Below are 22,086 nucleotides of genomic sequence, written 5' to 3' on the forward strand. Positions count from 1 at the left end.
GTTTACCGCTCCAATGGTTTTTTTTCATTATAACAGCTGATGCTCCGTAACGCCTACCGAAAGCAAAAAATCCCGTTTTCACGGGATTTTAGAAAGCTTGCTGTATAAACTTATTGCGGATAAACGGAATTCTTAAAAATAAATGAATAAAAGACCGCCTGATTCCCGGCTGGCTGAGTACGGTATTCATAAGACGGTAGCGGTTTTGATAAAACATGACGGCAGAAACAGCGAAAATGGCATAAATCATAAGTTTTTTCATCATATCCCTCCTGCCAATAGGGTTTGTCATTCTTTCTTATTTATTCTTGAATTAGGAGCAGGGAGCGTTAGGAACAACAAGAAATGATTCGATCCTCTGTTATCAGCTGATGTACCGAGATGTCATGCGGCAGACGGGGAACGTGTGAAAACAGCTGGCACTCCAAAAGCAAAGAGACTGTCTTCCCTTCATAATCGCTTAAAAAACGGTCATAATAGCCGCCGCCAAAGCCGACCCTAAACCCGTCAGTATCGAAACAAACACCCGGAACGATGATCAAGTCAATTTGTGATGGTTCCACTTTTTTTGTTTTTTCGATTACCGGCTCAAGAAGTCCGGCGTAAACGGTTTCGAGCTGATCATCGGTCTGATATGTGCGGAATTGCATGTTTTTCGTTTCCGGGTCGCATTTGGGAATACAAACTTGTTTCCCTTCTTTCCAAGCCTGCTTAATGACGGGACGCGTCGGTATTTCCAGCCCTCTGGAGATGGTGACGGCAATGGTGCTGGCATTTTGCCACTCCGGCAGAGAAAACAAACGCTTGTACATACGCGCTGTTTTTTGAAGAAGATCTTCACCTGATACAGCAGATAGTGCCTCCATCGTCTTTTTTCTTAATTGTGATTTCATCTCTCATCCCCCTCGGAAAAGAAAAAAAGCCAGAACCTTTTTTCAAAGCTCTGGCTTTTTTTACACCTCAAACAGCTGAGCTGTTATTTTGTTTCACGGTGTAACGTAGATTTTTTATCACGTGGGCAATATTTTTTAAATTCAACGCGGTCTGGATTGTTGCGTTTGTTCTTTTTAGAAATATAGTTACGCTCACCACATTCAGTGCAAGCCAAAGTAATATTAACGCGCATTATTTTCCCTCCAAACTAAAATCATTTACTTATTCAGACTTATATATAATACCACTATAATGGACGGAATGCTAGGCTGTTTTTCAATGAATTATTGAATTATGAATAATACGCTCATAAAGCTGCAAATATGATTCCGTAATGAGCCGGGGATGGTGTAGTTTGATCACTTGTTCTCTGCCGGCTTCTTTTATCCGGCGGGCTCTTTCCCGGTCTTTTAAAAACCTGTCCAGCAGATCAGCCGCTTCCTGCGCGCGCGTAAAATCAACGGTGAATGCTGTTTTGTCGTGAAGGGCAAAGTCACAAAAACCGCCCGACTGAGAAACGACAGTCAGCACACCTTGTTCCATGCTTTCTTGCGCGGCAAGCCCAAACGGCTCATAAAAACTAGGGAAAACAGCCATTTCACAGTGAGACAGAAACGTTCTGATGTCTCTTCTATGCAGAAACGGCAGGAACATAACACGTTCCTTCAAATTCAATGCTACAGCCAGTTTTTCATAGGAGGAAAGAGACGGACCTTCCCCAGCCAGCACCAAATGCAGATCAGGCTGACGCCGCCTCAGGATAGCAAACACCTTTAACAGCTGAGAAAAACCTTTTTCCGGAACAAACCTACCAAACGAAAATATGAACCTTCCATTCATGTTCCTTGGAACTTCCCCCTTTTCCTCCTCCATAGATGCAGGGCTTGGGATGACAGTTATTTTTTCACGTGCTGCCTTATCAAGCGACCGTTTCATAAAAGAGCTTAGTACAATCAATTCATCAGCAGATTCTATCAGGAGCCGTTCGGTCTGCAGTCTGTATGGATGCGGGGCTTCTTGGCACACCTTCTTCCTTTCGCTTTCAAGACCGTGGATAGTCACTGCAAGCGGGATGCCAAGCCGTTGTTTCAAATAATGAGCAGCGGGAGCTGTCATATCGTCATGGGCATGAATCAGATCGAAACGCTCATTGCAGGATAACACATGCTGAACCATTGTAAAGTTAGCATCAGCCATGAAATCTTCAAACTGCGCATATGTAAACAGCCGCCTGCTTGGAGTAAAAACAGTTATGTTGATATGCGGGTTTAAATAAGAAATAAGATGGTTTAAATGGACACCGAGCCCGCTTTTCGGCTCATGAGGATGTTCAAGTGAAAGCATGAGAACGTTCATCTTTCTTTTTCCCCTCCTCCATAACACGTGTAGGCAGAAAATTGCTTCTCCCACCAGGTGTACGCGTCCTCAGTCTGAAAACTTTTTAGATCACTAACCCCATTTTCCGCAAGATAGATGTCCTCTGTATCCGCGAGCTTGAGAGAGACATTCATTGAGTTAACCATTCTGTATTCAGCCCGATATACAGCATCACCAGCCGCCTGTCCAATTGTCCATTCCCCTTTATGATACGTTATGCGTTTCGTCCTGACAGCTTCGATGTTTTTTCTTTTGATGACAATGCGCAATTCTTTTATCATATCCCGCGGGCTTTCAAAAAGCACAGCTTCAGCCAGCCGCATTGTTTCTTCTGAGATGTCCCAGCGTACGGTCAAGGTGCGGGCGTTTTGAATCACCATATCGAATGTATCCCTAAAAAAAGAAAACTTATGTCGTATATTATAGAGAAATGGGTATTGATCCATGGATTTTTAACATTCTCCTTTCCTATCGTTCACTCGGTGTTCCTATTAAATCATTACATAGAGTGGAAACAAAGAAAGACTTCTCGACAAAATCTCGTTTTTTTCGCGAATACCTTTAGAATCTATTGGTTTTATGGTATAAAAAAGAAGGATAAAAAAAGAATAGAAGGTGATGAAACGTGGAAATTGCTATTATTGCGTTGTTTATCGTCAGTATAGCGCTAATTGCATTCTCATATTCTCAAAGAGATCCGATGAAAGATGTAGAGCAAGAGCTCGAAACACTGCAGCTTTCTGCAATGCAGGAAATTTACAAGCTCAAAAAGAAAATGACAGTGCTTGAGGAAGAATTACTGGAAACAAACCTTGTCATCCGCAAATCAAAGCATAGCGATATCAATCAAAAGATCGCTAAACAAATACTTTCAAAATATAATAATGGCATGTCCGCTGAAGCGATCGCTAAAGCTGAGCATGTATCAGTGGAAGACGTAAATACGATTATCAAAGATAACGAGAGGGTGCTCGTATGACAAAACGGGGCATTCAGGCATTTGCTGGCGGCATTATTTTAGCGACAGCCGTTCTTGCAGCTGTTTTTTATCTAACAGACGAAGACCAGGCCGCTGCTGTAAAAGAAAATAAAACAGTAACCGAACAAGACGTGAGCAATTACCTCGATTCTAAAAAAATGGTTTCTGTTAACCGTGATGAATATCAAAAACTTCTTGATTCAAAAGAGAAATCCTTGAACGACGACAGCAGCTCAGACACGAAAACAAACAAAGTAAAAACGTACAAGCTCAACATTAAAGACGGCATGAGCACCGCAGATGTATCTGCTATTCTTGAAAAAGAAGGCATCATTTCCTCGGCTCAAAACTTTAACGACTATGTCATTGATGCCGGATATCATAAAGAAATCCGCGCCGGCGAGTTTAAAGTGAAATCAGACATGAGCTTCAAAAAGATCGTAAAAACGTTAACACGATAAAAAAACAGGCTGACTCTCAGCCTGTTTTTTTATCCAAACTTTCCTGTGATGTAATCAAAAGTTCTTTGATCCTGCGGGTTAGAGAACATTTGATTAGTATTGTCGCATTCAACAAGCTCACCCATATAGAAAAAGGCGGTTTGATCAGAAACCCTTGCTGCCTGCTGCATGTTGTGCGTGACAATGACAATGGTATATTTATTTTTCAGCTCAAGAATGAGTTCTTCAATTTTTCTCGTTGAAATTGGATCTAGTGCAGATGTCGGTTCATCCATCAGCAAAATATCAGGATTTGTCGCAAGCGCTCTGGCGATACAAAGACGCTGCTGCTGGCCGCCTGATAGTGAAAGGGCTGATGAATGCAAACGATCCTTCACCTCATCCCATAACGCTACGTCTTTTAATGACTTTTCCACAATGTCTTGAAGCTTCTTTTTATTTTTGGTGCCGTGGACTCTCGGTCCGTAAGCGACATTATCAAAGATAGATTGCGGAAACGGGTTCCCTTTTTGAAATACCATGCCGATATTTTTTCGCAAATCCACGATATCCACTTTATCCTTTAGAATGTTGCTGCCATTATAATTCAGTTCACCTGCAAGCTTTACATTCGGCGTCATTTGAATCATTAAATTCAATGTTTTAATGAAGGTCGATTTCCCGCATCCTGACGGCCCGATAATCGCGGTGATCTCGTTTTCATGAATACTCAAATTGATATTTTTTAAAGCGTGATGCTGTCCATACCATAAGTCCATTCCATTGACTTGATAGACTTCCTGTTTCATTACAGCTTCGGTAGCAATACTCATTGCCGCCCTCCTATCCGAATTTCCCGTTAATATAATCCTCTGTCTTTTGCTGCTTCGGACTGGTGAAAATCTGTTCAGTCTGTCCGTATTCTACAAGCTCGCCGTTTAAAAAGAATGCTGTCCGGTCAGAAACCCGCAGAGCCTGCTGCATATTATGCGTGACAATAATAATCGAGTATTCGCTTTTCAATTCTGTCATTAATTCTTCTATTTTTGCATTTGAAATCGGATCTAGTGCTGAAGCTGGTTCATCCAGCAGAAGAACAGCCGGCTTCATCGCAAGCGTTCTCGCGATGCATAAACGTTGCTGCTGGCCGCCTGATAACGAGAGTGCAGATGAATGCAAACGATCCTTCACCTCATCCCAGAGCGCAGCTTTTGTTAAGCTTTCTTCCACGATCTCATCTAAAACAGCTTTATTCCGCTCTCCGGCATATTTCAATGCATGTGTGATATTCGCATAGATCGATTTCGGAAATGGATTCGGTTTTTGGAAAACCATTCCGATTTCTCTTCTTAAGCTGACAACGTTAATATTGCCGCCCAGTATATTTAATCCTTCATAAAGGATTTCACCTTCAGCCCTTGCAGAAGGAATTAAGTCATTCATTCGGTTAATGTTTCTCAAAAAAGTGGACTTTCCGCACCCTGACGGTCCAATCAAAGCGGTCACCGCATTTTTTTCAATATCCATATTCACGCGGTGAACTGCCTGTTTATCTCCGTAAAAAATAGACAGATCTTTCACTTCGAGCACGTGGCGCTGTTTCGGAACGAAAACAGCACGTTCAGGCTTTTCTTTTACCATTTGTTCGGACATGTTTTTCGCCTCTTTCCGTTCTAATTTGCCGTAAGCTTTTTGTAGATCATCGTGCCAAGCCATCTCGCTGCGAGATTAAATACAAGAACAGAAATGACCAGCACCGCAGAACCTCCGTTGGCAATCGCTTCAGCATCCGGAATAATTCCTTGCGTATTTACGTTCCAAATGTGAACCGCAAGTGTTTCAGCGGGCCTGAAGATATTAAATGGCGATGTGTCAGAAAACGGGTTCCATTCCGTAAAATTAAGACGCGGTGTTGTCAGACCGGCTGTAAATAATAATGCCGCCGCTTCCCCGAATACCCTTCCTGACGCTAAAATCGCTCCGGTAATGATAGAAGGGATTGCACTTGGAATTAAAACCGTTTTTACGGTATGCCAGCGTGATACACCTAAAGCGAGAGAAGCTTCCTTCAAATCTTTAGGGACTGAACGAATCGCGTCTTCTGTCACACGCACCATGACAGGAAGATTAAAAACAGTTAATGCAAGCGCCCCGCCTAGGATCGTATATCCCCAGCCTGTTAAGTTAACAAACATTAATAATCCAAACATCCCAATCACAATTGACGGAAGAGATGAAAGCACCTCTATACATGTTCTGATGAAATCAGTCACTTTGTTATTAGGCGCGTACTCAGCCATGAACACTCCGCCGCCCACACCGAGCGGGATTGTAATCAGCATCGTAATAAACAAAATATAAAAGGAGTTGAACAGCTGGTCGCGTATTCCTCCTCCAGCTGCAATGGCACTTGATTTTGTCGTAATAAAGTCGAAGCTGAGCTGGGAAACACCGTTAATAATAATATAGGAAAACAAGCCTACCAGAATTGCCGCGATAATGGCTGCGCATAAACCAAATATTCCAGTTGCCAGTTTATCTGTTATTTTGCGGTTCATTACACTTTCCTCCTAGATGACAAGTAGCGAATAAACAGGATGAACAAGAATGACATCACCAGAAGCACAAGCCCCATTGACCACAGCGTATTGTTTTCAACGCTGCCGTATGTGGTATGGCCCATATTCAGCGTAATGATCGTTGTCAGGGTTCCGGCAGTGTCAAACAGGCTTTCCGGCAATACTCTTGTATTTCCAATGACCATCTGAACAGCCAAAGCTTCGCCAAACGCCCGTGCCATACCAAGCACAACAGCCGTCATTAATGTCGGAAAAGCTGCGGGTACAAGCACTTTTCTGATCGTCTGCCATCTTGTCGCACCGAGTGCATAAGAACCTTCTCTTAAACTCTTCGGAAGAGAAGCCATCGCATCAGCAGAAATCGATGTAACGGTCGGCAGGATCATAATGGAAAGGACAATCGTTCCCGCCAATAAACTGTGCCCTGTTCCGCTCGATTTGAACTGAGCGATAAACGGCACTAATACTGTAAGACCTATGAATCCATAAACAACAGATGGAATGCCGACTAAAAGCTCAATCACCGGCTGCAGTACTTTCTTTCCCCAATTCGGCGCAATTTCTGTCATAAAAATCGCACCTGCAATGCCGAGCGGCGCAGCAATGAGTGCAGAAAGAATCGTTACTGCAAATGATCCAAAAATAAATGGGAGCACTCCATATTTCGGATCCGTATCTGTAGGGTTCCAATTTAAGCTCGTTAAGAATTCAATTGGGCTTACACCATTTACAAGAAAAGATTGCAGCCCCTTCACGCCGAGGAAAATGGTGATCGCAACAGATGCCGCAATCATAATAAGCGCACAAGCTGTCACAATCATTCTTCCCCGAACTTCATCCAATTGCCGATTTTGCCTTGAGCTGATTAAACGCTCGCTCACAGACATATTTTCTCTATTGTTTATCATTGTTTTACACTCCTATGAATGTGTTAAGAGGAGAAACGGTTGCCACCGCACTCCTCTTTTTATAAAGATCAGCTTTGCTTCCCGTTGGCATCGCGTGTCACTTTCATATCAGTAACCGGAATGTACCCTTGGTCGGTAACAATGCTTTTTTGAATGTCATCACTCTTTAAATAATCAAGGAATTCTTTAGCTAAATCTGTCGCTTCACCTTTTGTGTAAGAATGCTGATAAGCCCAGATTGGATACTCGCCAGCTGCAACATTTTTCGCTTCAGGTTTTACACCGTCAATAGATAGAGCAGTTACTTTGTCATCTGTTAAATATGAGAATGCAAGATACCCAATAGCTCCCGAAGTATCAGCAATGATTTTTTTCACTGTGTTAGATGAATCCTCTGTAATGCCTTCTGCAGGTTCTTCTCCGTCAAGCGCATATTTCACAAATGTAGCACGTGTGCCAGAAGAATCAGGACGGTTTACAAGTGTGATCTTTTGGTCTTTGCCGCCAAGCTCTTTCCAGTTTTTGATTTTGCCGGTGAAGATTTTTTTCAATTCATCTTTTGAAATATCCTTCACACCGGCATCAGGGTTTACAGCTGCTGCCATACCCACTACTGCGACTTGATGATCGACTAGCGCTTTTGCATCAATTCCTTCTTTTTCTTCAGCAAAAACGTCTGAATTCCCGATCTGAACAGCTCCTTCAGAAACTTGAGAAAGCCCTGTTCCAGAACCGCCAGCTTGCACCTGTATATCTGCATCAGGGTTTTCTTCCATAAATTTTTCCGCGGCAGCAAGTACTAATGGCTGCATAGCAGATGAACCAGAAATGGTTAAAGATCCTGATGCCTTTTCTTCCCCTTTTGCAGAATCGCTATTCGATTTTTCACTTTCTCCTGCATTTCCGCATGCAGCTGCAATCATCATAAAAGCAGCCATTAGAAGCATAAGCACCCATTTGTTTTTTTTCATTTCCTGAATTCCCCCTGCATATAATGTGTAATTTGTCCTACACGTATAGAATAAAGGTTCTGTGTAAAAAGGGTTTGAATCGAATGTTAAGGTTTTGTAAATCAATGCGTTTTTTTGTATAAAAAAACGCCCACATCATGTGAGCGTTTCATTTTAGTTATTAGAAGACGTTGCGTCTTCTTCGATTTTGTCTTTATTCTTTTGCTGAGTATCTTCTTTGTCCTGCTTCGATTTCAGCTCAAAATATTTATCCAATACTTCTCTGCCGATTTCGTTTGTAATGGTATATTTAGCGCCATAATCAATATAAGCCCAAGGTACTACAACAGAGATCGCAATCTCAGGATTATCGGCCGGCGCATAAGCGACAAGTGTCGTATTATAAGCCGCTGTTCCTGTTTTTGATTTATCAGGCCCATCATAGAAAGACTGCGCTGTTCCTGTTTTACCGGCAGGCTGATAGGAAGCTGAAGCAAATTGGGTCGCGGCTGTCCCTTTTGTCATCACCCGTCTGAACCCGGCCTGTACCTCTTTAATGTACTCGCTTTTCATATCTATTTTATTCAGCACTTCAGGCTGAACAGATTGTACAACAGCCCCGATCCCTTTTTCAGCATTGGGTTCTCTGACTTCTTTGACAAGCTGAGGCTTCAAGCGATAGCCTCCGTTTGCAATCGTTGATACGTATTGCGCCAGTTCCAGCGGTGTATAAGTATCGTACTGACCGATCGCATAGTCAAGCAAAAATCCCGTCAATCTGTTTGTTCCTTTATAGCCTGTCATTTCATTCGGAAGATCAATTCCAGTTTTGACACCCAATCCAAATTGGCTAAAGTGATTACGGAATGTATCAAAGGCCGCAGTATCAATCGGTAAAGCTTGATGTGGTTTATACTCGCCTTTACCGATTGCAATCGCAGTTTTAAACATAAATACGTTGGAAGACTGCTCTAACGCTCTTTGAATATTAACCGAATCTAAATTCTTCCATGATTTTTTACCATTTTTATCTTGACCGATATATAACGGCTCATCTTGAAAAACCGTATTTAAGTTGATGGCGCCAGTTTGAAGACCCGTTAGTACGGTTGCACCTTTAACAGCTGATCCCATGGCATAGGATGAAGTCATATTTCCTAATGCATAATCATCAAACTTGTATGCTCCATTTTCTAGTTTAATCTGCTTGCCCGCCATTGTCAGCACTTCACCGTTTCTTGGATCCATCATGACAACGAATGCGCGGTCTAACAATTGAGTGCTTGCTCTTGCTTTAGCTGATTTTAAATTCTTCTCAATGATTTTTTCAACTGATTTTTGCAAATCAATATCAATCGTAAGCACGAGATCTTTACCGGCTTTGCCTTCAGAAACGGTTTTCGTTCCCGTGACATTGCCGTTTGAATCTGTAATGTTTTCTACCTTTGCTTTTTGTCCTTGAAGAAGGCTTTCGTATTGGTATTCCAAATAGCTTTTTCCGACCCTGTCATTTCGGCTGTAGCCAAGCGACAGGTAATGCTCGAGCAAATTGGACGGCAATCCTTCATCAGAGCTGGAAACACTTCCGAGCACTGAGCGGAGAAGGTTTTTATATGGATAGTCACGTTCCCAATCGGACGTGACATCAACACCCGGCAGTTCGTCTAAATGTTCACTTACCACTGCCATTTCCTTCGCTGATACATCTTCATTTTTGATATATTGAGGGGTCAATGCGTATCCTGAATCCATCTGTCTTTTGATGGCGAGGATCTGCATGTCTTTATCCGTCAGGTCATTCATCTGCTTGTCAGTAATTCGTTTTAGCTGAAGCTGATATAAATCGTTATCGGATAATTTTTTGTCTTCTGCCTGCTGTCTTTCTTGAGAGGTAATCAGCTTTTTGGCTTCTTTTGGCCTAGTCAAAATCCAATAATCCTTTTTATCCCGTTCTGTTACTTTTTTTGTATCGACTTTAATCATCTCAGACAGCTTTTTTGCGATCTTTAAACGTTGCTCTTGTGAGGTCGATTTAGATCTGGTGTATGTGATTGCGTTTAAAGCCTTATTTGTCACGATGGCATTAAAGTTTCGATCATAAATTTTACCGCGCGGCACTGCGGAGCTGACTTCACTTTGTTCCTGCTTATTGGCTTGATTTTTGTAATCATCGCCTTGCACGATCTGCTTGATCCCCAGTTCCACAATGATCCAGGTAAATATAACAAAGGCGGCCAAGAATAAAATATTCAGCCGGATCGGCAGCGACTTCTTTTTCTCTTTATGATTTTGTTTTTTTGGTTTATTTCTCCTCATAACATCACCTTTTTCTATTTACAGAAAGAAAAGACACTCAAGTAAGAGTGCCAGTTTTCATTTTAAAGGTTTTTTCGACTTTTTTCTACAGATAACCCCTTTTTGACAAAAAATTATCTTTCGCCTTTTAAAAGATTCGGTTCAGTGACCCTTTTTTGGCCATCCTCTTCCATGGTTTGATTTTCCTCTTCTTTCTCCTTAAAACGGATATCCTTGACAAAGTAATAAATCAGCGGATGTCCTACGCCCAAGATAGCAAGTGACAAAGGAATTCCCACATCTTCTTTGAGAAGAGCCACGATCAGGAGAAAGCCTAAAATGGAGACAATCCTGCCGGCGTTTAAAAACAATTCTCTCAGCACGATATATTCAATCCTTGCTTTTCTGGCATGTCTCGCCCGGCCTATCACATCATATGTAAGTGAAACATATGGCACGAGCAAAAGAGGATAGCCGATGGCAATAAAAACGCCGTACGTCAATAATGTCGCAAAGCTCATATGAAACAGAATCAAAAACAGCGCTCCATACAAAATAAGGCCGCCCAGCAAAATCGATTTTTTTCTGGCCTTTTTCTTAATCAGCCTGGATGCAAAGTAATAGGCAAAGAAAGAAACAGCTGAGTTGACAAGGCCGAATGTGCCAAGGGCCAGTTCGCTGTTTGTCTCAATAAATACAAAAACACTGATTAAAAAAACAAAAATCCCTTCTCTTAAGCCTTGAAAAAAATGCGCATTCGTAATTCTCCGCCAATTCATATTGCTATGGCGCTCTCCAAATACTTTGCTCAGCATAAAACGGCCCTTTGATTCTCTTCGTTTTAAAAAAAAGCTCATCACAACAGCCAATGCAAACAAACTGAGGGAGAGGCTGAAAATCACTGTGTAACCCGTATTATTTTCAAGCCTTGAGATAACAAATCCCGCTACAATCGGGCCGATCATTCCTGCCGAGGAAGACAGAATGCCCATAAATCCGTTGAAAAAGTCTCGCGTATCCGGCTCTGTGATTTCAAAGGTCAGAACGTTAAACGCAAGCCAATAAAAGCCATAGCCCACTCCGAGCACCGCACCGATCAGCACGAGCCGGTTGGCTGCCGTTTCTCCGGCTAAAAGCACACTTGAATAAAAGGCAGCTAAAAAAATGACGCCGAACCTTAAAATGAACACCCTGTCTATTTTTTTGGCTAACCGTCCAGCCAAATAAAAGGTTATCGGCTGCATTGTCACAATGGATAAATTATATATCGCCAAATCAATAAATTTCCCTGACTGCTTCCAAAGATACACATTAACAAATGTATTGGACAGTGCAATTCCCAGTGAGTAAAGCCCGCCAATAGTCAGCAGAAAGAGTAACCCTTTGTTTACGTCTACATCGCCAATCACTTTTTTTAGTTTGCTCATTACTGACTCCCCTTTACTATCCCTTAGTCTGTCTCACTCAAACCGAGATATGTAAAAAGAAGACATAAAAAAAGCAAGGCCCTGTATCGAGGACCTTGCTAGTGTCATTATTTTGCTTCGCTGTATAGACGAGCCACTTCGTCCCAGTTCACAACATTCCAGAACGCTGAAATGTAATCAGGGCGGCGGTTTTGATAGTTAAGGTAGTAAGCATGCTCCCAAACGTCAAGACCTAAGATAGGCGTTTTGCCTTCTGAAAGCGGAGAATCTTGGTTTGGCGTGCTTGTGATTTCAAGTTTGCCGTTGTTAACAACAAGCCATGCCCAGCCAGAACCGAAGCGTCCAGCTGCTGCAGCTGCGAATTGCTCTTTGAATTTGTCAAAGCTTCCAAATACACTGTTGATCTCATCAGCAAGCGCGCCAGTCGGCTCGCCGCCGCCGTTTGGAGATAAAAGTGTCCAGAATAATTTGTGGTTCGCGTGTCCACCGCCGTTGTTGCGGACTGCAGTGCGGATGTTTTCAGGAACAGAATTAATATCTGCAACCAGCTCTTCAACTGATTTGGTTGCAAGAGCAGTGTTTCCTTCAACCGCTTTGTTTAAATTTGTAACGTATGTGTTGTGGTGTTTCGTATGATGAATAGTCATAGTTTCCTTGTCGATATGCGGTTCTAAAGCATCGTACGCATAAGGTAATTCTGGAAGTTCGTAAGCCATGATAATTCCTCCTTTAATATATATATGTACTGAAATGCCGCTTCACAGCGAGCCTTTCTTCATTCAATGTAACAAAAGTATGCTTTGTAAGCAATGAAAAAGCTCACATCTTGGCTCATTTCAGCGAACATATTTCACTTTAACCGATAATTCGCCCCATTAAACATGCCGTCCGCAATTCTTATAGGACCGTCCATAAAAAATATCCGATCATCAAAAGCTGTATCATGCCCTTTGCAATAACCCCTGTTAAAAAGCCAATGAGTGAGCCGAGACCGATTTTAAACGCTGACTTGACGTCCTTTTGGTGGACGATAAGTTCTGCACAAACAGCCCCGATAAACGGACCTAATATGATCCCCGCAACCGGAATGACAAAAGGCCCGATTAATAAACCGATCGTGCTTCCCCATATGGCGGCTTTGCTTCCGCCGAACCTTTTTACTCCGAGCAGATTAGACACGTAATCCGCGGCGAATAATACTGCGGCAAAAACAGCTTCGACGAGCCAGAACATGTAAGAATACGGACTGAATGAAAACAAAAATCCATACAATACAAATCCGGCAACGATAAATATGACACTCGGAATAATGGGATACACCAGCCCGATAAAGGCGATGATAAATACCGCCGCAATCAACAGCCAATACAACATATCCATAGCATTCTTCCTCCCTTTTTCATCTGTTTTCTTCATGTCTTCCTTGTATTCACACGCGGGCAACGATACAATAAGCAACATATATTAGTATAGCTAGGAAGTGAAGATAGTGAATATATTTCAGCTTTTCATCAAAAGTACATACTCTCCCCGCGATATCGCAAAAACACGATTTCAAGGAATCGGTAAAGCGATTCTTTATGTATTTTTGCTTTCTGTCCTTTTTGCAATTCCTACCGCTTATTATGTAAGCTCAGGGACCGTAAAATCAATGAACGGCTTTAAAACCGTGTTAAACAAAGATTTCCCTGATTTCACAATTTCAAACGGCAAACTTCAAACGGATGAGAAAAAAGCGACGGAATCACAGGCAAATGGTTTCGTTATCGTATTTGATCCGACGGACGCTTACGGCACCAAGCAAATTGAAGCAAAGCAAAATGCGATCGGCATCCTCCAGAACAAATTTGTTTTGGCCATTGACGGACAGGCTCAGGAGATGCCTTACTCAATGATACCGTCAGAGTTAAAGAAAAAAGATGTCATTGCAGGTTTAAACCAAAATAAAACGATGATCGTAACGGTTCTCTCAGCTCTCATTTTCCTTGTAACTGCCGCAGGAAAATTCATTGAAGTATCATTCTTGGCGCTTATCGGGTTAATCATTAAGAATTCACAAAGAAAGCATCTATCCTACCATCAGCTCTGGAAGCTTTCGGCCTATTCCATCACCCTTTCGACCGTATTCTTTACGATCATGCGCGCATTAGAAGCGGCAGTTCCAAGTGAATTTTTGCTGAACTGGTTTGTCAATATTGTCATCCTGTTTCTTGTATTGAAAGAGATTCCGTCGAAAAAATCAATTGAAAAAGTTTGAGAAAATTGCATTTATTGATACCCTTAAGTAGAGAGTGTTATAAGACAATTACACTTTCCTACTTAAAGGGTAATTGTCTAAAATGGAAAATAGTTGTTCAACTACTGAAGCCCAACAAGTTTTAACCAATGGGTGATAAAAAAGAAGGAGCAAAAAAGCTGTCTCTCGGGACAGAAATTTTGAAAGGTTTTTTATATCAATAAATCTAATGTATTTAGAGCTTTATTCTTAGCAAACTCCAAATTATTAGACCCATGTGATTGACGCGGTTAGCAAATTTATTTTCCACTTATAAAAAGAAGATTACTTAACTATAAATTAAATAAATTTCAAAAAAGCTAGATACCAATAGGCATCTAGCAATAACATACCAAGTATTTAAGTTGTATTCCAATAGACTTCTTATATGTTTTACACTATTATCTTCTTTGTGGATTTATATATACAGATGCAGCATCATAGGCTTTTCCCTTATGTACGGATAATCCTACTGACCAAGAGACTCCTGTTGGTTTTGGCAATTTACTGAAGTAGAACTTCTTGGTTGGGGTTCTATTTGAAAAGTACCCTGAATAGTGATGCCCGATCGGTCCTCCCTCAACTATGGATATACCAAAGTCATTATAATATAGTTTACCGCATTTTCCATTTGTTTCGGCATAAGCATCAATAGATGTTGCACGCTTAGTATATGTATAAGCATCTGTAATGACTCTTATCTTACAACCAGAGATACCACTTACTGGTTGCCAACCACTACTTGCCGCCTCTGCTTTTTCTTTAGGCATCGCTACTAAAGTTAACATAAGCAGCAAAGTTAAAAACAATGAAAATTTTCCTTGCTTCATTTTTGAATCCTCCTTTAAACTATTACATAATTATCGTAACAAATCTATCATTCATTGTAAATAATGGAATATAACATTTATATTATAAAAGACCCTTTTTATTCTATTTCTCTTAAGATCATGTTTAATCTAAGAAATTCCATTCGCAGTCTCTTTTCTTTTGTCATGGATTAAAACGGACAAGCATACGATGGTATAAAATCTTGTATGCGGGAGGAAAAGCGATGAAGCGTCTCACCTTTGTATGCAGCATTGTTTTTATTCTTTTTATTCTTTTTTATGATCTTAAAATTGGAACAATACCCATTCAGGACCTCCCTGTCTATGAAGCATCAGCAAAAACGGCTGCACAAGGACCAGCGTATAAAACGGTGAAGGTTAAGCCGGGTGACACGGTTATGTCAATTGTCGGATCAGCAGGTTCTCCTGACGACATTGTAAAGGATTTTGAAGCACTGAATCCAAATGTAAGGGCCAACGCCATTCAAGCGGGAATAGCGTACAAATTCCCGGTCTACCCTTAATTAACGTTAATTTCTTGTCAGTTTGGCGAAGACACTGTTACAATGTAATTTGTAAAATAAATTCACATAAACCATACTAGAATTGTTACATCTAGAAGCGGCAACTACAATTAAGGAGCGATTGCAAGTGAGTGAAATCACACATCGTACAAAAACGCGTCCCGTCAAAGTGGGACCTTTAACAATAGGCGGCAACAATGAAGTTGTCATCCAAAGCATGACAACAACAAAAACACATGATGTGGAAGCAACGGTTGCGGAAATTAACCGTTTGGCTGAAGCCGGATGCCAAGTCGTTCGGGTAGCATGTCCGGATGAACGGGCGGCAAACGCCATTGCAGATATTAAAAAACAGATTTCCATTCCGCTCGTTGTTGACATCCATTTCGATTATAAGCTTGCGTTAAAAGCCATTGAAGGCGGCGCTGATAAGATCCGAATCAATCCTGGCAATATCGGCCGCCGTGAAAAAGTCGAAGCGGTCGTTAAGGCGGCGAAAGAAAAAGGGATTCCGATCAGAATCGGAGTAAACGCCGGTTCACTTGAAAAACGGATTTTAGAAAAATACGGTTATCCGACAGCCGACGGAATGGTAGAAAGCGCACTTCACCACATTAAAATTCTTGAAGACCTTGACTTTCACGATATTATTGTCAGCATGAAGGCATCTGATGTCAACCTTGCGATCGAGGCTTATGAAAAAGCGTCGAAAGCATTTGATTACCCGCTGCACCTTGGGATCACCGAGTCAGGAACGCTGTTTGCCGGCACAGTTAAGAGCGCAGCAGGACTCGGCGCGATTTTAAGCAAGGGCATCGGAAACACCTTGCGTATTTCATTAAGCGCAGATCCTGTGGAAGAGGTAAAAGTAGCAAGGGAGCTTCTGAAATCTTTCGGCTTAGCCTCTAATGCTGCCACACTCATCTCATGTCCGACTTGCGGCCGTATTGAGATTGACCTCATCAGCATCGCCAACGAAGTGGAAGAGTATATTTCTAAGATAAAAGCGCCGATCAAAGTTGCTGTTCTTGGCTGTGCCGTAAACGGACCGGGTGAAGCTAGAGAAGCCGATATCGGGATCGCCGGCGCACGCGGTGAAGGACTGTTATTCCGGAAAGGAAAAATTGTCCGTAAAGTTCCAGAGGAAACAATGGTAGAGGAACTCAAGAAGGAAATCGACATTCTTGCTGAGGAACACTATGCAAAGCTTGAAGCTGAAAAAGCTAAATCAAAAGAAGAGACACAAAAAGCTTGACGGGAACCCGTCAAGCTTTTTATGTTAAAAAAACGGAATAATAAATATTCCAAGCACTAATGAAACGACACCGATACCCATCGCCCAAGCTCCCAAGCCCTGAGTACCTCTTCTTCTTGCGATATAGCCGACAATAATACCGGCAGCTCCCAATAAAACAGGCAGTACAAACAATGAAATAATGGACAAGGCTAACGCAATATATCCCATTCCCCGTCCTTCATTGACATTGCCGCCGCTGCGGTCATTGTCTCGATCATTGTTGCGATCAGCAGCACGGTAAGGCTCTGCGATTTCAGCAGCCGTTTCCTCAAAAAAACCATCATTGTCGCGGGTAACATTTGTTCCTTCAGAACCATGGTCAACATAGTAACTGTTGTTGTCACGTTTTTCGTAATCTGCCACCTTCAATTCCCCCTTCTGTTTTATTAAAGGAGCTTTTATAGTTTGAACCATTTTACCCGTTTCATGTTTGCTAAACTTTTCTGGTAATGTTAATTGTTTATGTTACACTTGAAAGGATGAAACTGAAGGAGTGTGGGCATGTTACGCTTAGGAATAGATATTGACGGCACAATCACGGCTCAGGATACATTCGTCCCTTATTTGAACCGCTCGTTTAATCTTTCCATTTCATTAGAAGATATGACGGATTATGATTTGACAAAGCTGTTAAACATTACGCAGGAAGAATTTTGGGATTGGATGAATCAAAATGAAGCGATCATATATAAGGAAGCAATGCTTGCGCAGCACGCAAAACAGTCACTTGACCTCCTCAAAGAGGAGCACAAGCTTATTTATATTACAGCGAGGCGAACTCATTTAACTGATATTACCTATGAATGGTTTGACAGACAAAACATTCATTTCGACCATATCGAACTCGTTGGCGGCCATCATAAAGTTGAGGCAGTCAAAAATCATAACATCGACTTGTTTTTCGAGGATCATCACGGAAACGCAATGATGATTGCGAAAGAAGCCGATATACCGGTGATTTTATTCAATTCCCCCTATAATCAGCTTCCAATTGATTCGAACATCATCAGAGTCAGCAACTGGCTGGAAGCCGTTCAATGGATGAACAAAAACAAACATCATTTGATACGTGTCAATAACTGAAAAAGGAGCCCTGGGCTCCTTTTTCTCATATATACAATTACGCAGTCGTGTTTTCTTGATTTTCCGCTGTACAATCAGGGCATGTGCCGTAAATCTCAAATTTATGCCCGCTGACCTGATAGCCATCTAAATCATCATAAAGCTTGTCCATCGGACATGACTCAATTTCCTTTGTTTTGCCGCAGGCAAGACAAATAAAGTGATGGTGATGATGGGTAAACGAACACTTAAATCGGAAGAGCTTTTCACCGGACAGCTCAGTTGTTTCCAAAATACCTAGTTCTTCATATAAAGAAAGGTTTCTGTAGATTGTATCAAAGCTTAAGCCGGGATAATCATCATTTAATGCAGACAGTACGTTTTTAGCGGTAAGATACCTGTCTGAATCAGCAAAAAGCTGCAGCATATCTTCCCGTTTATTTGTATATTTATACCCATTTTCTTTCAGTAGGTTCAACGCTTCTTGTACGTTCATGAAGGGTCCCCCTTTTCACTTTGCTTAAGAACACATGTATGAAAAAGAAAATGGCAGCTGTCTGACCAGCAAGCCATTTTCTTTACCGCAGATAAAATTATACCCATAAAATGAATAAAAGTAAATGAAAGCCTAGTGGATAGCGTTTTTGAATTTCCCGCCTCTCGTTTCATGAGTATTCATAATGGTAATGAAGGCGTTATGATCAACTTCAAACACGATCGTTTTTAGCTTTGTCACTTCCAGTCTAGTGACAACCGCGTAAATCACGTCCTTTTCTTCGTCAGTATATCCGCCTTTTCCCTTCAGCTTGGTTGTTCCTCGACCGAGACGGTGCAAAATCGCGTCGGAAATCTCATCATACTGATCTGACACAATAATGACAGCTTTTGTTTCATCAAGCCCTTGGATCACGGCATCAATGGTTTTCATCGCAATATAATAAGTCATGAAAGAGTACATTGCTTGCTCAGGACCGAACACAAAACCAGCCCAAATGAAAATGAATACATTGATAAGCATAACGAACTCACCTACTGAAAACGGCAGCTTTTTCGTCAGTAAAATCCCGAGAATTTCCGTACCATCCATTGAACCTCCGTTTCGAATAACGAGCCCGACGCCAAAGCCGAGTAAAAGACCGCCGAAAACAGTCGCCAAAATAGGTTGAGTTGTAATGGCTTCTACATGGTGAAGCGAGGATTCAATAACGGCAAGCCCGACAATCCCAATCACCGTAGAGACAAGGAAGGTCTTACCAATATATTTATAACCGAAGATCATAAAAGGAATATTTAAAATGACAACAAATATAGCGAAATTCAAAACGGGAGTTGACATGAAGAGATGGTCTAAAATAAGTGATACACCGATGATTCCGCCATCAATAAAATGATTGGGGATTAAAAATAATTCGATACTAACAGCCGCAGATGCAGCTCCTGCCAGAATCATGAAGACCCTGAACATAAAGTGGAAAAATGTTTCTCTCTTATGCTGTTTTGTTGGGGTCATAAAATCTCCTCTCCTGCAATAACTATTTTAAATATATTATAAATCTATTTTACCATTAAACACTGACACATTTTGATGATTTGCCCATACATTAAGTTTGGAGGTGGAATGGTCGATGATTTTATTTCAAAGAATTATTTTGCAGCGACTTAATCAGGCTACTGCTGACGATTTGCTGAAGTACTCAAAACAATACGGAATCAGCCTAACAAGACCGCAGGCCATTGAAGTAGCAAACCTGTTATACGGGAAAAATGTGAACATCTTTAATGAGAATGAACGAATGCGGCTGCTGAAACAAGTAGAGGCAATTACATCAAAAGAAACAGCGCAAACCGTTAATGAACTATTCAAACAATTCACAAGCTAAAAAATGGGGGATAGCCCCCATTTTTTATTGCTGTAAAATCTTTTCGAGCATTGTGTCATCAAATTGTTTTTCTTTCAGCATGTCAATCTCAAAGCGGTATGGCGGTTTTTTATTCTTTTTATCTTCACCGACATACGGTGTTTCAAGGATTTTTGGAATGTCTTTTAACTGCTCATGATGAACAACATATTGCAGTGCGTCATATCCGATTTCACCAAAGCCGATGTTTTCATGTCGGTCTTTTCTTGCGCCTTTGACATTTTTGCTGTCATTAATATGCAGCACTTTAATACGGTCAATGCCAACGATTTTATCGAACTCATTCAGCACTCCGTCAAAGTCTTCGACAATCTGATATCCGGCATCATGTGTATGGCACGTGTCAAAGCATACTGACAAAAGCTCATTGTGTGTAACGCCATCAATAATCTGTGCAAGCTCCTCAAAGCTTCTGCCGCACTCTGATCCTTTTCCTGCCATTGTTTCTAATGCAATCTGGACATTTTGATTCGGATCAATTACTTCATTTAAGCCTTCAATAATTTTTTTGATGCCTGCTTCAGCTCCCGCTCCTACGTGAGCGCCCGGGTGAAGCACAATCTGCTTCGCTCCGATGGCCGCTGTCCGTTCAATTTCAGAACGAAGAAAGTCGACACCCAGCTCAAAAGTGGACGGGTTTGTCGTGTTGCCAATATTAATAATATAAGGCGCATGTACGATAATCTCGTCAATGCCGTTTTCTTGCATGTGTGTCCGGCCAGCTTCTATATTTAAATCTTCAATTTTCTTCCGGCGCGTATTTTGCGGTGCGCCTGTATAGATCATAAACGTGTTCGCCCCATAAGAGGCTGCTTCCTGGCTTGCAGCCAGAAGCATATGTTTCCCGCTCATAGAGACGTGTGAGCCTATTCTCAACAACAGGTTCCCCTACTTTCTTTTTTTAGATTGGTTTCTTCTCTGTTTTTTCTTGATTTTCTCCATCTCGTAGCTCATTTTCTTTTTATATCCAGGCTTAACCTTCTTCGGCTTTTTCACGAGACGATGTGCTATTTCATCCGCTTCGTTCTGCGTTTTTTTGCGTTTTTTGCGGCGCTGGCGGTCATCGCCTTTTTTCCACTCGCCCTTTTCAAGCTCTAAGTAATCAAACTCGATGCCCATTTTCTCAAGTCTGGCTAATGCATCCTCATCAGAAAGCTCGTAAATGGTCATCGCTTGTCCTGATGAGCCGGCGCGAGCTGTTCTGCCCACACGGTGAACATAGAAATCGAGATCATCCGGCAGCTCATAGTTGATCACATGGCTGACACCTTTAATATCAATGCCTCGCGCGGCAAGGTCAGTTGCAATGATATAAGTGAATTCCAAATCATTAATCTGCTTCATGACTTTTTTCCGCTCTCGAGGCGTTAATCCGCCGTGCAGCAGCCCGATTTTCATGCCCTTGCCAGTCAGATATTGAGCGATATGATCAGCAGTGTTTTTCGTATTGGCAAACACAATGCCCAAGTATGGATTCAGATGAGACATGATGTCAAAAAGGAGCTTGTCCTTGTCACGATGTTTCGAAGGAATGAGAATATGCTCGATTTTCGCAGCAGTCACCTGTTTTGGCTCCACGTGGGCGTATTTTGGGTTTTCCATATATTTCTTCAAAAATGGTTTCAGCTTTTCCGGAATGGTCGCTGAGAACACAAGCATCTGCAGATCCTCAGGCATGCGGGAACCAATGTAATCTACATCCGCAATGAATCCCATGTCCAGCATTAAATCCGCTTCATCAATAACGAGGGATTCTGCTTTATGAACACTTAACGCCTGTTCTTTGATTAAATCGGCAATCCGACCGGGCGTACCAACGACAAGATTCGGCTGTGTCTTCAGTTTATCAATCGATTTTTGTTTATCTGTGCCTCCAATAAAACATTTCGAGCGAATCTGACTGCCTTCTTCACCCTCGGTGATTTTAAGTGCTTCCTGATGAATCTGGTTGGCAAGCTCTCTTGTCGGAGCCGTAATGACAGCCTGAACGACATCCTTAGCAGGATCGATTCTGTTTAATAAGGGCAGTAAATAAGCGTGAGTCTTTCCGGTTCCCGTCTGTGACTGGCCGATGACGCTTTCTTTTTTTAACACTGCAGGAATCAGCCTTTTCTGAATATCAGTCGGTTCGTAAAAACCAAGGCGGTGTACTGCATCTATAATAAACGGTTTCAATTCATATACTTCAAATTTAGTTTCTTTCATTTTTCCCAGCTCCTTAAAGCGGCACATTATGTATCCATCATTACATTATACCCGATCTTGCTTAAAAACACCACGTTTGCAAGGCT

General features: G+C 41.7%; 27 protein-coding genes. 7 read left to right on the forward strand and 20 right to left on the reverse strand.

Annotation, left to right across the window (positions count from 1 at the left end; all coding sequences use genetic code 11):
• Window positions 1–88: 88 nt before the first annotated feature.
• The 5 genes from ACY3LV_RS06660 to ACY3LV_RS06680 all read right to left on the reverse strand — a co-directional run bounded on the left by ACY3LV_RS06660 (window position 89) and on the right by ACY3LV_RS06680 (window position 2,756).
• Window positions 89–262: a hypothetical protein gene (locus tag ACY3LV_RS06660; RefSeq protein WP_087990719.1), complete on the reverse strand. Its 174-nt coding sequence runs from the start codon at window positions 260–262 to the stop codon at window positions 89–91.
• A gap of 67 nt (window positions 263–329) precedes the next feature.
• Entirely contained in the window at window positions 330–893 is a 564-nt protein-coding gene (locus ACY3LV_RS06665) for a 5-formyltetrahydrofolate cyclo-ligase (RefSeq protein WP_333561581.1), read from the reverse strand.
• A gap of 83 nt (window positions 894–976) precedes the next feature.
• A complete protein-coding gene (gene rpmG, locus ACY3LV_RS06670) occupies window positions 977–1,126 on the reverse strand; it encodes a 50S ribosomal protein L33 (RefSeq protein WP_003153056.1) in 150 nt (49 codons plus the stop codon).
• A gap of 83 nt (window positions 1,127–1,209) precedes the next feature.
• Entirely contained in the window at window positions 1,210–2,289 is a 1,080-nt protein-coding gene (locus ACY3LV_RS06675) for a glycosyltransferase family 4 protein (protein ID WP_333561580.1), read from the reverse strand.
• A complete protein-coding gene (locus ACY3LV_RS06680; RefSeq protein ID WP_148962063.1) occupies window positions 2,286–2,756 on the reverse strand; it encodes a hypothetical protein in 471 nt (156 codons plus the stop codon). The genes ACY3LV_RS06675 and ACY3LV_RS06680 overlap by 4 nt, the downstream gene beginning before the upstream one ends.
• 179 nt (window positions 2,757–2,935) lie before the next feature.
• Between ACY3LV_RS06680 and ACY3LV_RS06685 the strand changes: the two genes are divergently transcribed.
• Together ACY3LV_RS06685 and ACY3LV_RS06690 are read left to right on the forward strand one after the other, a co-directional pair.
• Window positions 2,936–3,289, forward strand: coding sequence for a hypothetical protein (locus ACY3LV_RS06685; protein ID WP_087990723.1), 354 nt, complete (start codon window positions 2,936–2,938; stop codon window positions 3,287–3,289).
• A complete protein-coding gene (locus tag ACY3LV_RS06690) occupies window positions 3,286–3,750 on the forward strand; it encodes an endolytic transglycosylase MltG (protein WP_333517129.1) in 465 nt (154 codons plus the stop codon). Before ACY3LV_RS06685 ends, ACY3LV_RS06690 begins: the two co-directional genes overlap by 4 nt.
• A 29-nt stretch (window positions 3,751–3,779) precedes the next feature.
• Here the strand turns inward: ACY3LV_RS06690 and pstB (ACY3LV_RS06695) are convergent, their stop codons facing one another.
• The 9 genes from pstB (ACY3LV_RS06695) to ACY3LV_RS06735 form a co-directional block, all read right to left on the reverse strand.
• On the reverse strand, window positions 3,780–4,562 hold the full coding sequence (pstB, locus tag ACY3LV_RS06695; protein WP_333561579.1) for a phosphate ABC transporter ATP-binding protein PstB: 783 nt from the start codon (window positions 4,560–4,562) through the stop codon (window positions 3,780–3,782).
• A gap of 10 nt (window positions 4,563–4,572) precedes the next feature.
• Window positions 4,573–5,382: a phosphate ABC transporter ATP-binding protein PstB gene (gene pstB, locus ACY3LV_RS06700; protein WP_333561578.1), complete on the reverse strand. Its 810-nt coding sequence runs from the start codon at window positions 5,380–5,382 to the stop codon at window positions 4,573–4,575.
• 20 nt (window positions 5,383–5,402) lie between these two features.
• Window positions 5,403–6,287 (reverse strand): phosphate ABC transporter permease PstA, encoded by an 885-nt coding sequence (gene pstA, locus ACY3LV_RS06705; protein WP_333561577.1) that lies wholly within the window; start codon window positions 6,285–6,287, stop codon window positions 5,403–5,405.
• Complete coding sequence (gene pstC / locus ACY3LV_RS06710) at window positions 6,287–7,216, reverse strand: phosphate ABC transporter permease subunit PstC (protein WP_333561576.1); 930 nt, start codon at window positions 7,214–7,216, stop codon at window positions 6,287–6,289. The genes pstA and pstC overlap by 1 nt, the downstream gene beginning before the upstream one ends.
• A gap of 68 nt (window positions 7,217–7,284) precedes the next feature.
• A complete protein-coding gene (locus ACY3LV_RS06715; RefSeq protein WP_087990729.1) occupies window positions 7,285–8,187 on the reverse strand; it encodes a phosphate ABC transporter substrate-binding protein in 903 nt (300 codons plus the stop codon).
• A 153-nt stretch (window positions 8,188–8,340) separates the two neighbouring features.
• Window positions 8,341–10,482, reverse strand: coding sequence for a penicillin-binding protein 2A (pbpA, locus tag ACY3LV_RS06720; protein WP_333561575.1), 2,142 nt, complete (start codon window positions 10,480–10,482; stop codon window positions 8,341–8,343).
• A gap of 113 nt (window positions 10,483–10,595) precedes the next feature.
• Window positions 10,596–11,888, reverse strand: coding sequence for an MFS transporter (locus tag ACY3LV_RS06725; RefSeq protein ID WP_148962070.1), 1,293 nt, complete (start codon window positions 11,886–11,888; stop codon window positions 10,596–10,598).
• A gap of 107 nt (window positions 11,889–11,995) precedes the next feature.
• Window positions 11,996–12,604 (reverse strand): superoxide dismutase SodA, encoded by a 609-nt coding sequence (sodA, locus tag ACY3LV_RS06730; RefSeq protein WP_087990732.1) that lies wholly within the window; start codon window positions 12,602–12,604, stop codon window positions 11,996–11,998.
• Window positions 12,605–12,785: 181 nt separating this feature from the next.
• Complete coding sequence (locus tag ACY3LV_RS06735) at window positions 12,786–13,268, reverse strand: DUF456 domain-containing protein (RefSeq protein WP_148962072.1); 483 nt, start codon at window positions 13,266–13,268, stop codon at window positions 12,786–12,788.
• Between the two features lie 109 nt (window positions 13,269–13,377).
• Between ACY3LV_RS06735 and ACY3LV_RS06740 the strand changes: the two genes are divergently transcribed.
• The gene (locus ACY3LV_RS06740; RefSeq protein ID WP_333561574.1) at window positions 13,378–14,145 is read left to right on the forward strand and encodes a DUF1189 domain-containing protein; all 768 of its coding nucleotides are present in this window, start codon (window positions 13,378–13,380) and stop codon (window positions 14,143–14,145) included.
• Window positions 14,146–14,564: 419 nt separating this feature from the next.
• Here the strand turns inward: ACY3LV_RS06740 and ACY3LV_RS06745 are convergent, their stop codons facing one another.
• Window positions 14,565–14,993: a cell wall-binding protein gene (locus ACY3LV_RS06745; RefSeq protein ID WP_333561573.1), complete on the reverse strand. Its 429-nt coding sequence runs from the start codon at window positions 14,991–14,993 to the stop codon at window positions 14,565–14,567.
• Between the two features lie 224 nt (window positions 14,994–15,217).
• On the opposite strand from ACY3LV_RS06745, the gene ACY3LV_RS06750 reads away from it, so the two are divergent.
• Window positions 15,218–15,517: a LysM peptidoglycan-binding domain-containing protein gene (locus tag ACY3LV_RS06750; protein ID WP_148962074.1), complete on the forward strand. Its 300-nt coding sequence runs from the start codon at window positions 15,218–15,220 to the stop codon at window positions 15,515–15,517.
• A gap of 121 nt (window positions 15,518–15,638) precedes the next feature.
• Entirely contained in the window at window positions 15,639–16,772 is a 1,134-nt protein-coding gene (gene ispG / locus ACY3LV_RS06755; protein WP_333561572.1) for a flavodoxin-dependent (E)-4-hydroxy-3-methylbut-2-enyl-diphosphate synthase, read from the forward strand.
• Window positions 16,773–16,796: 24 nt separating this feature from the next.
• Here the strand turns inward: ispG and ACY3LV_RS06760 are convergent, their stop codons facing one another.
• A complete protein-coding gene (locus ACY3LV_RS06760) occupies window positions 16,797–17,183 on the reverse strand; it encodes a DUF308 domain-containing protein (protein WP_333561571.1) in 387 nt (128 codons plus the stop codon).
• A gap of 132 nt (window positions 17,184–17,315) precedes the next feature.
• Between ACY3LV_RS06760 and ACY3LV_RS06765 the strand changes: the two genes are divergently transcribed.
• Window positions 17,316–17,897 (forward strand): hypothetical protein, encoded by a 582-nt coding sequence (locus ACY3LV_RS06765; RefSeq protein ID WP_087990738.1) that lies wholly within the window; start codon window positions 17,316–17,318, stop codon window positions 17,895–17,897.
• Between the two features lie 37 nt (window positions 17,898–17,934).
• On the opposite strand, the gene zur is transcribed toward ACY3LV_RS06765, so the two are convergent.
• Complete coding sequence (gene zur / locus ACY3LV_RS06770; protein WP_464863563.1) at window positions 17,935–18,372, reverse strand: zinc uptake transcriptional repressor Zur; 438 nt, start codon at window positions 18,370–18,372, stop codon at window positions 17,935–17,937.
• A 132-nt stretch (window positions 18,373–18,504) separates the two neighbouring features.
• On the reverse strand, window positions 18,505–19,386 hold the full coding sequence (locus tag ACY3LV_RS06775; RefSeq protein ID WP_333561570.1) for a YitT family protein: 882 nt from the start codon (window positions 19,384–19,386) through the stop codon (window positions 18,505–18,507).
• Between the two features lie 115 nt (window positions 19,387–19,501).
• On the opposite strand from ACY3LV_RS06775, the gene ACY3LV_RS06780 reads away from it, so the two are divergent.
• Entirely contained in the window at window positions 19,502–19,756 is a 255-nt protein-coding gene (locus tag ACY3LV_RS06780; protein WP_010330680.1) for a DUF2624 domain-containing protein, read from the forward strand.
• A gap of 24 nt (window positions 19,757–19,780) precedes the next feature.
• Here the strand turns inward: ACY3LV_RS06780 and ACY3LV_RS06785 are convergent, their stop codons facing one another.
• Window positions 19,781–20,674, reverse strand: coding sequence for a deoxyribonuclease IV (locus tag ACY3LV_RS06785; RefSeq protein WP_333561569.1), 894 nt, complete (start codon window positions 20,672–20,674; stop codon window positions 19,781–19,783).
• A gap of 9 nt (window positions 20,675–20,683) precedes the next feature.
• Window positions 20,684–22,000, reverse strand: a complete 1,317-nt coding sequence (cshB, locus tag ACY3LV_RS06790) for a DEAD-box ATP-dependent RNA helicase CshB (RefSeq protein ID WP_464863564.1) — start codon at window positions 21,998–22,000, stop codon at window positions 20,684–20,686.
• Window positions 22,001–22,086 lie beyond the last annotated feature (86 nt).

The sequence above is a fragment of the Bacillus sp. 11C genome, from assembly GCF_055486375.1.

Coding starts and splice junctions, on each gene's coding strand:
- ACY3LV_RS06660 (WP_087990719.1), bottom strand. CDS start 262: ATGAAAAAACTTATGATTTATGCCATTTTCGCTGTTTCTGCCGTCATG.
- ACY3LV_RS06665 (WP_333561581.1), bottom strand. CDS start 893: ATGAAATCACAATTAAGAAAAAAGACGATGGAGGCACTATCTGCTGTA.
- rpmG (WP_003153056.1), bottom strand. CDS start 1,126: ATGCGCGTTAATATTACTTTGGCTTGCACTGAATGTGGTGAGCGTAAC.
- ACY3LV_RS06675 (WP_333561580.1), bottom strand. CDS start 2,289: ATGAACGTTCTCATGCTTTCACTTGAACATCCTCATGAGCCGAAAAGC.
- ACY3LV_RS06680 (WP_148962063.1), bottom strand. CDS start 2,756: ATGGATCAATACCCATTTCTCTATAATATACGACATAAGTTTTCTTTT.
- ACY3LV_RS06690 (WP_333517129.1), top strand. CDS start 3,286: ATGACAAAACGGGGCATTCAGGCATTTGCTGGCGGCATTATTTTAGCG.
- pstB (WP_333561579.1), bottom strand. CDS start 4,562: ATGAGTATTGCTACCGAAGCTGTAATGAAACAGGAAGTCTATCAAGTC.
- pstB (WP_333561578.1), bottom strand. CDS start 5,382: ATGTCCGAACAAATGGTAAAAGAAAAGCCTGAACGTGCTGTTTTCGTT.
- pstA (WP_333561577.1), bottom strand. CDS start 6,287: ATGAACCGCAAAATAACAGATAAACTGGCAACTGGAATATTTGGTTTA.
- pstC (WP_333561576.1), bottom strand. CDS start 7,216: ATGATAAACAATAGAGAAAATATGTCTGTGAGCGAGCGTTTAATCAGC.
- ACY3LV_RS06715 (WP_087990729.1), bottom strand. CDS start 8,187: ATGAAAAAAAACAAATGGGTGCTTATGCTTCTAATGGCTGCTTTTATG.
- pbpA (WP_333561575.1), bottom strand. CDS start 10,482: ATGAGGAGAAATAAACCAAAAAAACAAAATCATAAAGAGAAAAAGAAG.
- ACY3LV_RS06725 (WP_148962070.1), bottom strand. CDS start 11,888: ATGAGCAAACTAAAAAAAGTGATTGGCGATGTAGACGTAAACAAAGGG.
- sodA (WP_087990732.1), bottom strand. CDS start 12,604: ATGGCTTACGAACTTCCAGAATTACCTTATGCGTACGATGCTTTAGAA.
- ACY3LV_RS06735 (WP_148962072.1), bottom strand. CDS start 13,268: ATGGATATGTTGTATTGGCTGTTGATTGCGGCGGTATTTATCATCGCC.
- ACY3LV_RS06745 (WP_333561573.1), bottom strand. CDS start 14,993: ATGAAGCAAGGAAAATTTTCATTGTTTTTAACTTTGCTGCTTATGTTA.
- ACY3LV_RS06750 (WP_148962074.1), top strand. CDS start 15,218: ATGAAGCGTCTCACCTTTGTATGCAGCATTGTTTTTATTCTTTTTATT.
- ACY3LV_RS06765 (WP_087990738.1), top strand. CDS start 17,316: ATGTTACGCTTAGGAATAGATATTGACGGCACAATCACGGCTCAGGAT.
- zur (WP_464863563.1), bottom strand. CDS start 18,372: ATGAACGTACAAGAAGCGTTGAACCTACTGAAAGAAAATGGGTATAAA.
- ACY3LV_RS06775 (WP_333561570.1), bottom strand. CDS start 19,386: ATGACCCCAACAAAACAGCATAAGAGAGAAACATTTTTCCACTTTATG.
- ACY3LV_RS06780 (WP_010330680.1), top strand. CDS start 19,502: ATGATTTTATTTCAAAGAATTATTTTGCAGCGACTTAATCAGGCTACT.
- cshB (WP_464863564.1), bottom strand. CDS start 22,000: ATGAAAGAAACTAAATTTGAAGTATATGAATTGAAACCGTTTATTATA.